Source organism: Streptomyces sp. CNH287, from assembly GCF_000424825.1.
In genome coordinates this window covers 634,384-646,327 of record NZ_AUKQ01000004.1, presented here as the reverse complement: position 1 = coordinate 646,327, position 11,944 = coordinate 634,384, and the positions used below count along the sequence as shown (strand labels likewise).

9 protein-coding genes are annotated in these 11,944 nt (G+C 74.6%); 4 read left to right on the top strand and 5 right to left on the bottom strand.

Translation table 11 applies throughout. From position 1 onward, the window contains the following. Window positions 1–39 precede the first annotated feature (39 nt). Both H299_RS0106105 and H299_RS0106100 read left to right on the top strand, forming a co-directional pair. Entirely contained in the window at window positions 40–915 is an 876-nt protein-coding gene (locus H299_RS0106105; protein WP_027747692.1) for a hypothetical protein, read from the top strand. A 394-nt stretch (window positions 916–1,309) separates the two neighbouring features. Next, a complete protein-coding gene (locus H299_RS0106100; protein ID WP_078512508.1) occupies window positions 1,310–3,367 on the top strand; it encodes a peptidoglycan recognition protein family protein in 2,058 nt (685 codons plus the stop codon). A gap of 24 nt (window positions 3,368–3,391) precedes the next feature. On the opposite strand, the gene H299_RS0106095 is transcribed toward H299_RS0106100, so the two are convergent. Further along, on the bottom strand, window positions 3,392–3,889 hold the full coding sequence (locus tag H299_RS0106095) for a hypothetical protein (protein ID WP_027747690.1): 498 nt from the start codon (window positions 3,887–3,889) through the stop codon (window positions 3,392–3,394). Window positions 3,890–3,975: 86 nt separating this feature from the next. On the opposite strand from H299_RS0106095, the gene H299_RS0106090 reads away from it, so the two are divergent. Further along, window positions 3,976–4,707, top strand: coding sequence for a leucine-rich repeat domain-containing protein (locus H299_RS0106090; protein WP_199782396.1), 732 nt, complete (start codon window positions 3,976–3,978; stop codon window positions 4,705–4,707). On the opposite strand, the gene H299_RS0106085 is transcribed toward H299_RS0106090, so the two are convergent. Continuing rightward, on the bottom strand, window positions 4,700–4,933 hold the full coding sequence (locus H299_RS0106085; RefSeq protein WP_027747688.1) for a DUF397 domain-containing protein: 234 nt from the start codon (window positions 4,931–4,933) through the stop codon (window positions 4,700–4,702). The genes H299_RS0106090 and H299_RS0106085 overlap by 8 nt on opposite strands. Before the next feature lie 215 nt (window positions 4,934–5,148). On the opposite strand from H299_RS0106085, the gene paaK reads away from it, so the two are divergent. After that, window positions 5,149–6,447 carry a phenylacetate--CoA ligase PaaK gene (paaK, locus tag H299_RS0106080; protein ID WP_027747687.1) on the top strand — a complete coding sequence of 433 codons (1,299 nt, stop codon included), beginning with the start codon at window positions 5,149–5,151 and terminating at the stop codon, window positions 6,445–6,447. A gap of 15 nt (window positions 6,448–6,462) precedes the next feature. Here the strand turns inward: paaK and H299_RS0106075 are convergent, their stop codons facing one another. From H299_RS0106075 to H299_RS0106065, 3 genes are all read right to left on the bottom strand, one after another. Next, window positions 6,463–7,923: an amino acid permease gene (locus H299_RS0106075; RefSeq protein ID WP_027747686.1), complete on the bottom strand. Its 1,461-nt coding sequence runs from the start codon at window positions 7,921–7,923 to the stop codon at window positions 6,463–6,465. A 137-nt stretch (window positions 7,924–8,060) separates the two neighbouring features. After that, entirely contained in the window at window positions 8,061–9,644 is a 1,584-nt protein-coding gene (locus H299_RS0106070) for a phytoene desaturase family protein (protein WP_027747685.1), read from the bottom strand. 40 nt (window positions 9,645–9,684) lie between these two features. Further along, window positions 9,685–11,943 carry a serine/threonine-protein kinase gene (locus H299_RS0106065; RefSeq protein WP_027747684.1) on the bottom strand — a complete coding sequence of 753 codons (2,259 nt, stop codon included), beginning with the start codon at window positions 11,941–11,943 and terminating at the stop codon, window positions 9,685–9,687. Between the last annotated feature and the right edge of the window lies 1 nt (window position 11,944).

The following is an 11,944-nucleotide window of genomic DNA, read 5'->3' as shown; positions in this document are numbered from 1 at the left end:
GCATGCGGGTTGTCAGCGGCGGCTGGCAGGATCACCCGGGTGAACGCGATCCGTACCACCCCGCCGCGCCCGTTCGACGTGGCTGCGGTCTTTCCTCGACTGGCCCCGCTGGCCCGCCCCGCGACCCGGCTGCACCCCCGCCCCGGTGCTCCGACGCCCCGCGACAGCTCCGTCGGCGGACCGCTGCTGTGGCCTGCCGGTCAGCCGTGGCTGTACTGCGACAAGTGGCACGAGGGTCCGGTCTCCCCCCTGCTGCCCGTGGCCCAGCTGTACGTGCGCGACGTGCCGCTGCTGCGTCCGCCCCCGCAGGCCGACCTGCTCCAGGTGCTGTGGTGTCCCTCGGAGCACCCGCCGGAGCACAAGCCTCCGACCGAGCTGGTCTGGCGGACGGCCGCCGACGTCACCCACGTCCTCGCCGCGCCGCCCCGGCCGTCCGAGGCGCAGTACGGCTACGCACCGGAGCCCTGCGTGCTCGCACCGGAGCAGGTCACCGAGTACCCCGGTTTTCTGGAGCTGGACGAGGATCTGCGGCAGCGGCTGAGCGACTGGAGCGCGTGGCAGGCGGCCGGCGTCGCGGTGGATGACTCCTACGAGATCGCCCCGCAGGAGTACTACATGGACGAGCTGTCCCTCGCCCCGGGCTGGAAGGTGGGCGGATGGGCGCCGTGGGGCCTCACCGACCCCGTCGCCCGGTTCTGCGTCAACTGCGGCACCGCGATGAGCCCGCTGCTGACCATCGCCTCGGGCGAATGGAGCACCGACGGCAGGGGCTGGGTCCCCTACGAGGACCAGGCCCTCGCCGGCGCAGAGGACGACAGCGTGTCGAACCCGCCCGGAATCCAGGTCTCCGACGCCAATCACCTGCAGCTCTACACCTGCCCGCAGTGCTACACGCATACCAGCCTGATCCAGTAGGCCGTTGCCCGCCGGCCGCGTCCCCGCACCAGCAGCGTGGTGACCTGCACGAGCGCGGACGGGCAATCCTCCTGGGACCCCTTCGGCCGGCACCGGCCAGGCCGGCGTCCTTGCCGTGGCGGCGGTCGCCACCCGTTCAGCTCCACGAGGCGTCCTGCCCGGGGAATCGAGAACTTGGGAGGCCACGCGGTGCTCCGCGCCGCCTGCCCGCAGCTCTGCGAGAGCGACGGGAGGCGGGGCGTGATTGGCCGGACTCCGGACGGTCTATATCTTCCGGAGCCGGACGGGCCCCGGGCGCGTGCCGCCCCGCGCGACCGAACGGCGCCCGCACCGCACCTCGGGCAGGGGCGACCGCGACCGCGCGGCGGCCCCGTGCCCGGCACAGGAGGCCGCCATGCCAGGACCCGCCGCGCGACCGTGCCGCCCGGCGCCTCCCGCCCGCGCCGTACGCGCCGCGCGCACCGGCCGGGGCCGGGCCGGGCGGCGCGCACGCCGGGCGGTGGCGGCGGGAGCCGCGGCGCTGCTGCTCCCGCTGGCCGCCGTGCCCGCAGCCGCCGACGACGACGGCGACCGAGCTGGGCCGGGGCCGTCGGAGCAGTGGCTCCAGGCGGCGTTCCACACCGCTGCCGAGCGGTACGGCGTGCCCCCGAGCGTGCTGCTGGGCGTCTCCTACCTCCAGTCCCGCTGGGACGCGCACGCGGGCCGCCCCAGCGTCTCCGGCGGTTACGGCCCCATGCACCTCACCGACCTCGGCACCGCGCTCCGGCAGGAGGGGAGGTACCACGCAGGCGGAACGGACGCGCGCGGCGACACCTCCCGCCCGGCCCGCACCGCGCCCGCACCGGCGACGGCCGCAGGGGCCCGGCCGAACGCGCCGCTCCCGGCCAGGCTGCGTACGCTCGCGGAGGCGGCCCGGCTGACCGGCCGTTCGCGGGCGGCGCTGCGGGAGCGGCCCGCGGCGAACATCGAGGGCGGTGCCGCGCTGCTCGCCGACGCGCAGCGCCGGGCGGGCCGCCCGCGGAGCGACGATCCCACCGACTGGTTCGAGGCGGTCGCCGCCTTCCCCGCGACCACCGGCCGGGACGGCGGCGCCGCCTTCGCCCGCGAGGTGTTCGCGGTGCTGCGCACGGGCGGGACGCGGGTGACGGACACCGGCCAGCGGGTGACGCTCCGCGCGGCCCCGGGCCTGCGGGCCGCCCCGCAGGCCGCCCGGCGCGACGCCGCCGCGGAGTGCCCCCGCGACCTCGCCTGCGAGTGGCTCCCGGCTCCGCACGAGCGGTTCACGAACGACGCGGGCGAGCCGGACTACGGCAACCACGACAAGGGCGTCCGTCCCGCCGGGCCGGACATCGACTACCTGGTCATCCACGACGTGGAGGGCTACTGGGAGGGCGCCACCCGCCTGGTGCGGGACCCGGAGTACGTGTCCTGGCACTACACGCTGCGCTCCTCCGACGGGCACGTCGCACAGCATCTGCGCACCTCGGACATCGGCTGGCACGCGGGCAACTGGTACGTCAACGCCACCTCCGTCGGCCTGGAGCACGAGGGGTTCCTGACCGCGCCGGACGCCTGGTACACCGAGGCGATGTACCGCTCCTCGGCCCGGCTGGCCGGCTATCTGGCGCGCAGGTACGGCATCCCGCTGGACCGGCAGCACATCCTGGGCCACGACAACGTGCCCGGCAGCGACGGCGCTGCGCTGCCGGACATGCACACCGATCCCGGCCCCTACTGGGACTGGCGGCACTACTTCGCGCTGCTGGGCGCGCCGCTGCGGGCCGCCGGCGGGGACGGGGCCGCCCCGTTGGTCACCATCCGTCCGGACTACCGGGCCCACCGGCCGCGCTACACCGGCTGCGAGCGGGGCGGCGGCGGAGCCTGCCCGCCCCACGGTTCCGGCGCCGTACGCCTGCACACCCGGCCGTCCGCCGGCGCCCCGCTGGTCCGCGACGCCGGCCTGCGCCCGGACGGGGGTCCGTCGACCGACGGCGTGAACGACACCGGTGCGCGCGCCGGGACGGGCCAGCGGTACGCGGTGGCCGGACGGGCGGGCGACTGGACCGCCGTCTGGTACCTGGGACAGCGGGCCTGGTTCCGCAATCCCCCGGACCGGCCCACCGCCGTCCCCACCCGGGGCACGGTGGTGACCCCGGCGAAGGGCAGGGGCAGCATCCCCGTCTACGGCCGCGCCTACCCGGAGGAGTCCGCGTACCCGGCCGGTGTGCCCCCGCAGGACAACGAGCCGCTGCCCTACCGGCTGCGGGCCGGGCAGCGCTACGCCGTGGGGCTCACCACCCGGGGCTCCTACCTGTGGGCCAAGAGCTACGACCCGCTCGGTGAGAAGTCCGTGCGCGTGCGCGGAGGGCGGCGCTACCACCAGATCCAGTTCGGCCACCGGGTGGCCTTCGTCAAGGCGTCGGACGTCACCCTGTCCGGCACCGGGCGGTGACCGGCGGGCGGGCGGCCCCGGCCGCTACTGCTGGAACAGCTCCGAGGGCAGCGGCTTCAGCAGCGCGTACAGATCGCTGGTGATCGGCCGGTCCCAGCAGGCGATGGTCACCAGCACGCCGTCACTCCGGTCGAACTGGACGCAGGAGATGCGCTCTTCCGAGCACTTGACGCGGCGGACGATCAGCAGGTTGTCCTCGTGCATGACCGGATCGTCCTCGACCCCGACCACCGTCACCGGCTCGTCGTTCTCCAGCGCGGACAGCAGCTGGGCGACCTCGAAGGGCACCTCCCCCTCCTCGACCTGGCGGGCCGGCGAGTCCGCCGGAAGGTTGCCGATGATCATCGCGGGGCCCCGGCCGCCGAAGAGGTCGTAGCGCAGGAAGACCCCCTGGCAGCTGCCGTCGGGCGCGGGCAGCAGCCCGGCGCCCAGATTGCCCGGCCAGTCGGACGGGTCCATGGCCAGGACATCGAAGTCCGGCCCTGCGGGCACAGCGGCGTTGCGGCGGCGGAGGAAGGACATGGTGGCCATGGTACGTCGCCCGGGCGCCTTGCTTCCTCCGGGACTTCGGAGCGTGAACGGGGCGCGGGCGTGCGCGGGAACCTGGCATGATCGGGCCGGTGGCGGTGACGGTGAACCTGTGGCGGGCCGGACTCGGCGAGGTGCCCGCGCACGTGTGGCGGCAGGAGGACGCCGAGGTGCTGATCCTCGCGGACAACGGGCTGACCGAGGTGCCCGCGCGGATCGCCGGACTGCGGCGGCTCCACACCCTGGACCTGGCGCACAACGCGCTCACCCGGCTGCCGCCCGAGATCGGCGCGCTGCCGCGCCTGAACCGCTACCTGTACGTGCACGACAACCGGCTGACACGGCTCCCCGACTCGCTGGGGCGGCTGACGGGGCTGGCCTACCTCAACGTCGGCGAAAATCCGCTGGAGGCGCTCCCGGACAGCCTCTGCGACCTGGCCTCGCTGGTGGAGCTGCGGGCGCAGCACGCCAGGCTGACCGTGCTGCCGCACCGGCTCGGCCGCCTGGGCGCCCTGCGCGAACTGTGGCTGCGCGGCAACCCGCTCGCCTCGCTCCCCGCGAGCGTGGGCGCGCTGACACAGCTCCGCCTGCTGGATCTGCGCGAGACCCGGCTGACGCGGCTGCCCGACTCGCTGGGCGGGCTGCCGCTGCTGCGCGGGCTCGACCTGCGCGGCAACCCGCTGCGTACGCTGCCCGCCGCCCTCGCCTCGCTCCCCGCCCTGGAGAAGCTCGACCTGCGCTGGAGCGGGGTGCACGAGGACGATCCGGCCGCGCGGGAGCTGGATCGCCGCGGGTGCGTGGTGCTCAGGTGAGGTCGAACTCGCCCTGCCGGGCGCCGAGGACGAAGGCACGCCACTCGCTCGGCGTGAAGATCAGTGCCGGGACCTCCGGATGCCGGCCGTTGCGCATCGCGATGAAGCCCTCCACGAAGGCGATCTGCACATCCCCCTTGCCCCTGCTGCCGGACTGCCAGTGTGCGTGGGTGAGATCCAGCTCCGGCTTGACCGCCGTCGTCGTGCTGGTGGTGCCTTCGGCCACGTGCGTGCTCCTCCCGGTTCGCCTGCGGGGCTCAGCCTAGCCACCGGGGCGGGCCGCCGACAGGCCGTCGCACAGGATCGCGCCGGGGACGGCGGCCGTACGGGCCCGGGACGGCGGGCGGTTGCCGGACACGGCACCGGGTGTCTTGACCGGCGCCCGCCGCCCTGCTTACGTGACCGCACGCCGGGGCCTCCGGCCGACCAGTGGGGGCGCTCATGCCGCTGACGGATTCCGCCGAACACCTCACGCGCGAGGAGCTGCGCCACCTCCAGCTGGAGCGGCTGCGCGGCACCCTGCACCACGCCTACGAGAACGTCCCCCACTACCGCGCCGCGTTCGACCGGGCGGGTGTGCACCCCCGGGACTGCATGGAGCCGGCCGACCTGGCGCGCTTCCCGTTCACCACCAAGGACGACCTGCGGGCGAACTACCCGTTCGGGATGTTCGCCGTACCGAGGGACCAGGTGCGGCGGCTGCACGCGTCCAGCGGCACCACGGGGGTACCGACCGTGGTGGGCTACACCGCGCGGGACCTGGAGGTGTGGGCGGAGGTCGTCGCGCGCAGCATCCGCGCGGCGGGCGGCGCACCGGGCATGCGGGTGCATGTGGCGTACGGATACGGGCTGTTCACCGGCGGGCTGGGCGCGCACTACGGCGCCGAACGGCTCGGCTGCACGGTGGTTCCCGCCTCCGGCGGGGCGACCGCGCGGCAGGTGCGGATCATCCGCGACCTGGCGCCCGAGATCATCATGGTGACGCCCTCCTACATGCTCACCCTGCTCGACGAGTTCGACCGGCAGGGCGTCGACCCGCGGAGCACCTCGCTGCGGGTGGGCATCTTCGGCGCCGAGCCGTGGACGGAGCGGATGCGGCGCGAGATCGAGGAGCGCTTCGCGATCGACGCGGTCGACATATACGGGCTGTCCGAGGTCATCGGCCCAGGAGTGTCGGCGGAGTTCGCGGCGACCAAGGACGGTCTGCACATCTGGGAGGACCACTTCCTGCCGGAGATCGTCTCGCCCGGAACGGGGCAGCCGGTGCCGGACGGCGAGCCCGGCGAACTGGTCCTCACCTCGCTGACCAAGGAGGCCATGCCGGTCGTCCGCTACCGCACCCGCGACCTCACCCGGCTGCTGCCGGGCACCGCGCGCCCCGCCTTCCGCCGGATGGAGAAGGTCACCGGGCGCTGCGACGACATGATCATCCTGCGCGGGGTCAACCTCTTCCCGGCCCAGATCGAGGAGATCGTGCTGGCCACGGCCGGGCTCGCACCCCACTTCCAGCTGCGGCTCACCAGGCAGGGGCGGCTGGACCAGCTGACCGTACGGGCCGAGGCCCGCCCCGGTGCCACGCCCGAGCGGCGCGCGGCGGCCACCGCGGAGGTCGCCGCGGCCGTACGGGAGGGGATCGGGGTGACCGTCGCGGTGGAGGTCTCCGCGCCGGGGACGCTGGAGCGGTCCGCGGGCAAGTCCCGGCGGGTGGTGGACGAGCGCGGGGCGGCGGGCGGCGGCTGACCCGCACAGGGGCCGTCAGCGCGTGCCGGTGCCCTTGTCCCCCGGCGCGGGGGCGGGCGTGGGCGGGTTCCTGGCCAGCTCCGAGCGGCGGTAGGAGTAGGCGAAGTAGACGACGAGCCCGATCAGGAACCACACCGCGAAGCGCAGCCAGGTCTCGGTGGCCAGGTAGGTGATCAGCCAGATGGAGAACCCCACCCCGATGACCGGCACCACCGGCATGCCGGGGCAGCGGAAGGTGCGCGGCAGGTCGGGCTGCTTGTACCGGAGCACGATCACCGCGACGCACACGACGATGAACGCCAGCAGGATGCCGATGTTGGTCAGCTCCGCGGCCTCCCCGATCGGCACGAAACCGGCGATGAGCGCGGAGCCGACGCCGACGATCCAGGTGACCCGGGTGGGCACGTGGCGGGTCGGGTGCGTCTTGGCGAACCACTTGGGCAGCAGCCCGTCCCGGCTCATCGAGAACCACACGCGGGTGACGCCCAGCATGAAGGTGAACATCACGGTGAGGATGCCGATGATGGCACCCACCGCGATCACGTCGGCGATCCCGCTCAGCCCGACCGCCTTGAAGGCGGTGGACAGGCCGCTCTCGGGGTCGATGTCCGTGTAGTGCTGCATGCCGGTGAGCACCAGGCACACCAGGACGTAGAGCACCATCGAGATCACCAGCGAGTAGATGATCGCCTTCGGCATGTGCTTCTGCGAGTCCTTGGACTCCTCGGCCGCGGTGCTCATCGCGTCGTAGCCGAAGACCGCGAAGAAGACGGTGGCCGCGCCCGTGAACGCGCCGCCGACGCCGTACGGGAAGAAGGGGTCGTAGTTGCCGGTGTCGATGTGGAAGAAGCCCACCACGATGACCAGCAGCACCACCAGTACCTTGAGGACGACCACGATCATCTCGAAGCGGGCCGCGTTCTTGATGCCGAGGTTGAGCAGGTAGGCGATCAGCAGGCACAGCACCAGGGCGAACAGGTCGACCCGGTGGCCGTCACCGGTCGTCGGCGCCCCCAGCATCCACACCGGCAGCTCCGCGCCCGCCTCCTCCACCAGGAAGGAGAAGTAGCCGGAGATGCCGATCGCCACGACGGCCACGATGGCGGTGTACTCCAGCAGCAGGTCCCAGCCGATGAACCAGCCCGCCAGCTCGCCCAGCACGGCGTAGCCGTAGGTGTAGGCGGACCCGGCCTTGGGGATCAGGCCGGCGAACTCGGCGTAGGACATGGCCGCCGCGGCGCTGGCGACACCGGCGATGAGGAAGGAGACGAGGACGGCCGGCCCGGCCGTGCCGTTGGCGACGGTGCCCGCCAGGGCGAAGATGCCGGCGCCGATGATGCCGCCGACGCCGATGGCGGTGAGCTGCCAGAGCCCGAGCACCCGCGTCAGCTGCTCGCCGGAGGCGCCCTCCGCCTCCTCGATCTGCTCGATCGGTTTGCGGCGCAGCACACCCTGTTCGCTCCACAGCCCGGCCATGGGGACACCTCACCCTCGATGCGGTCGTGCCGACGCGGCTTCCCCGGTTCTACGTCATGCGTCCCCGCTCCGCGAGCGCCCGCGCCGCCGTCGGGGCGAGCCGTGCCCGGCCGGGTGGATGAGTGGGTGAGGCCGCGTCAGCCGGCGCCGGAGCGGCGCTTCTCCAGCAGCGCCACGGCGGCGTTGTGCCCGGCGACGCCGCTGACGCCCCCGCCCCGTACGGCGCCCGCGCCGCACAGCAGCACGTTCGCGTGCCGGGTGGCGACGCCCCAGCGCCCGGCACCCTCCTGGGCGTAGGGGAAGGAGAGGTCGCCGTGGAAGATGTGGCCGCCGGGAAGCCGCAGTTCGTGCTCCAGGTCCAGCGGGGTCTTGGCCTCGATGCAGGGCCTGCCGTCCCCGTCGACGGCGAGGCAGTCCTCGATCGGCTCCGCGAGGTGGGTGTCGAGCTGGGCGAGGGTGGCCCGCAGGAGTGCGACGCGGCCCGTCTTCCGGGCCCCGTCGCCGAAGAGCCCGGCCGGGGTCAGCAGCCCGAAGAGGGTCAGCGTCTGCCAGCCGCGTGCCGCGAGGTCCGGCCCCAGGATCGAGGGGTCGGTCAGCGAGTGGCAGTAGATCTCCGAGGGCGGGGCCGACGGCGGCTCGCCCCGGCTCGCCTCCTCGTAGGCGGTGCGCAGCTGCCCGTACCCCTCGCTGACGTGGAAGGTGCCCGCGAACGCCTCGCGCGGGTCGACCGCACCGTCCCGCAGCCGGGGCAGCCTGCGCAGCAGCATGTTGACTTTCAGCTGCGAACCGGCGGCCGGCTCGGGCCCGTCCTCCCCCAGCATCGCGGCGAGGGCGTGCGGCGAGGTGCCGGCCAGGACGTCGCGGGTGGCGACGGTGCCCTCGGTGTCGCCGGTGCGGTAGTGCACGGCCGCGCTGCGCCCGTCGGTGTCGATCCCGTGCACCTGGTGCCCGGTGCGGATCTCCGCACCGGCCTCCCGGGCCGCCCGTGCGAGGGCGTCCGTGAGCGCGCCCATGCCGCCCACCGGGACGTCCCAGTCTCCGGTGCCGCCGCCGATCAGGTGGTAGAGCAGGCAGCGGTTCTGCCGCAGCGACGGGTCGTGCGCGTGCGAGAAGGTGCCGATGAGCGCGTCGGTGAGGACCACGCCGCGCACGGCGTCGTCGTGGAAGTACTCCTCGACGGCCTCGCCGACCGGCCGCTCGAAGAGGGCCTCCCAGGCGGCGTCGTCCCCGATCCGTTCGCGCAGCGCGGCGCGGCTGGGCAGCGGCTCGGTCAGGGTGGGGAAGACCCGCTGGGCCACCCGCCCCGTCATGCCGTAGAAGCGCTGCCAGGCGTCGAACTCCCGCTCGGAGCCGGTGAAGCGGGCGAAGGCCTCCCGGGAGCGCGCCGTACCGCCGCCCACCAGCAGCCCGGTGGGGCGCCCCGCGCGCACCGCCGGGGTGTAGGAGGAGACGTCGCGCCTGCGCAGCCGCAGGCCGAGCCCGAGGTCGGTGACGATCCGGCGCGGCAGCAGGCTCACCAGGTAGGAGTACGTGGACAGCCGCGCGTCCACCCCGGCGAACGGGCGGGTGGAGACGGCCGCCCCGCCGGTGCGCCCGGAGCGCTCCAGCACGAGCACGCGCAGGCCGGCGCGGGCCAGGTAGGCGGCGGAGACCAGGCCGTTGTGGCCGCCGCCGACGACCACGGCGTCGTAGTCGGGCCGGGTGGGCGCGGTGGCGGGCATGCCTGACTTGGTAGCACGCGCGGCGCGCGGCGGCCAGTCCTCAGTGCCCGGGGGCGGTCTGGCGGACGGTCAGCGCGGCCACCTGGCGGTAGAGGTCGGCGGCCTCCACCGAGCGGCCCAGGCGGGCCAGGCAGTGCGCCTCGTCGTTGCGGCTGCTGTGCGTGTCCGGGTGGGCCGCGCCCAGCACCCGCTGGCGGGCGTCGGCGACCTTGCGGTAGAGCCCGAGCGCCTCCGTCCAGCGCCCCAGCCGCCCCAGCGCGACGGCCGTCTCGCGGCAGCTGACCAGGGTGTCCGGGTGGTCGGGGCCCAGCACGCGGGCGCGCACCTCGCTCACCTCGCGCGACTCGGCCAGCGCCGCCTCCCAGCGGTCCAGCCGCCCCAGGTTGACGCCCAGCCCGTGCCGGGCGCGCAGCGTCTCGGGGTCGGTGGGGCCGTGCACGCGCGTACGGGCGGCGGCCAGCTCGCGGTAGACCTCCAGGGCCTCCTCGGACCGGCCCAGCCGCCCCAGGCTCACACCTGTCTCGTAGCGGGTCGCGAGGGTGTCGGGGTGGTCCGGGCCCAAGGTGCGGGCGCGGGCGTCGGCGACCGCGCGGTAGGTGTCGAGCGCCTCCTCCCAGCGGCCGAGCCTGCCCAGCGCGTACGCCACCTCGTAGCGGGTGACCAGGGCGTCCGGATGGGTCTCGCCCAGCACCCGCGCCCGGGCGTCGGCGACCTCCCGCGCCATCTGGCAGGACTCCTCCAGCCTGCCGAGGCGGCTGAGGTTGAAGGCGAGGTTGTGGCGACAGCGCAGCGTGTCCGGGTGGTCGGGGCCCATGGTGCGGGCGCGGGCGGCCAGGACGGCGGTGTAGGTGCGGTGCGCCTCGGTGTGGCGGCCCAGGCGGCCCAGCACGTAGGCCGTCTCCTGACGGGCGGCCAGGGTGTCGGGGTGGTCCCCGCCCAGGACGTGCTCCCGCTCGCCCGCCACGCGCTCGTAGACGTCGGCCGACTCGGCGTAGCGGCCCAGGCGGCACAGGGCGAAGCCGACCTCGTAGCGGCTGCCGAGGGTGTCGGGGTGGCCGGGGCCCAGCGCACGGGCGCGCTCCGCGGCGACGGCCCGGTGCACGGCCTCCGCCTCCTCCCAGCGGCCCAGCCGCCCCAGGCTCAGCCCCTCGTTGTGTCTGCCGACCAGGGCGGCGTACTGCCCGGAGGGCGTGGACGCCGCGGACGGAGCGGGCGGCGGCGCCCCCTCGGCCGCCGGGGCCTGCGCGCCCGGGGCGGCGGTGGCCGGCGGCGGCTGCACCGGAGCCGTCCAGGGCCCGGTGAGCGCGCTGAGCCGGCCGCCGGGCGGGGTGGCCCGGCGCCCGCCGTCCACTCCGCCCGCCTTGCAGCCGGTGGTCATGCCGCGCGTCCAGGAGGGTAGGCGCCGGGCCGCCGAGGGCACCGTCCGCAGAGACGTACCGGCCGCGCCCGCGGTCCGTACTCCGGCGAGCAGCCGGCCGAGGTCGGAGGCGTCGTACGGCCGGTCGGCTGGGTCCTTGGCCAGCAGCCGCAGGATGACGTGCTCCAGCGCCTCGGGCAGCTCGGGCCGGTGCGTGCGCGGCGGCTCGGGCGGTGTGTCGCGGTGCCCGACCAGGATCGCCCAGGCGTCGCCGTTGTCGAACGGCGGTGCCCCGGTGGCCAGTTCGTAGAGCACGCAGCCCAGGGAGTAGAGGTCGCTGCGGTGATCGACGGCGGTGCCCCCTATCTGCTCGGGCGACATGTAGTGCGGGGTGCCCATGGCGATGCCGGTGCCGGTCAGCTTGGAGGTGAAGCCGATGTCGTGGCCCAGCCGGGCGATGCCGAAGTCGCAGATCTTCACCGCGCCGTCGGCGGTGCGCATGACGTTGGCGGGCTTCAGGTCGCGGTGCACGATGCCCTGGTCGTGGGTGTAGCCCAGGGCGGAGGCCACCTGGTCGGCGATGTCCACCAGTTCGGGGACCGGCAGCGGGCGCTGCCCGTTCGCCTCCAGCAGCTGGCTGAGGTTGTGGCCGTCGAGCAGTTCCATGACGAGGTAGAGCACGCCGTCGTGCTCCCCGAAGTCGTGCACGACCGTCACCCCGCGGTGCTGGAGCGCCGCGGCGACCCGGGCCTCCCGGCGGAAGCGCTCCCGCAGCACCCGCAGGTGCGCGGCGTCGCCCTGCTGCCCCAGCGGTTTGAGGCACTTGACGGCCACCAGGCGGCCCAGTGACTCGTCCCGGGCACGCCACACCTCGCCCATGCCGCCGCGCCCGATCAGATCCAGCAGCTGGTAACGGCCCTGGATCAGCGCGGTGTCCGCCATC

What these genes read in the sequence shown, in the direction of transcription:
- H299_RS0106075 (WP_027747686.1), bottom strand. Translation starts at nt 7,923, where the DNA reads ATGGCCGGGCTGTGGAGCGAACAGGGTGTGCTGCGCCGCAAACCGATC.
- H299_RS0106065 (WP_027747684.1), bottom strand. Translation starts at nt 11,943, where the DNA reads ATGGCGGACACCGCGCTGATCCAGGGCCGTTACCAGCTGCTGGATCTG.
- H299_RS0106090 (WP_199782396.1), top strand. Translation starts at nt 3,976, where the DNA reads ATGATCGGGCCGGTGGCGGTGACGGTGAACCTGTGGCGGGCCGGACTC.
- paaK (WP_027747687.1), top strand. Translation starts at nt 5,149, where the DNA reads ATGCCGCTGACGGATTCCGCCGAACACCTCACGCGCGAGGAGCTGCGC.
- H299_RS0106070 (WP_027747685.1), bottom strand. Translation starts at nt 9,644, where the DNA reads ATGCCCGCCACCGCGCCCACCCGGCCCGACTACGACGCCGTGGTCGTC.
- H299_RS0106095 (WP_027747690.1), bottom strand. Translation starts at nt 3,889, where the DNA reads ATGTCCTTCCTCCGCCGCCGCAACGCCGCTGTGCCCGCAGGGCCGGAC.
- H299_RS0106100 (WP_078512508.1), top strand. Translation starts at nt 1,310, where the DNA reads ATGCCAGGACCCGCCGCGCGACCGTGCCGCCCGGCGCCTCCCGCCCGC.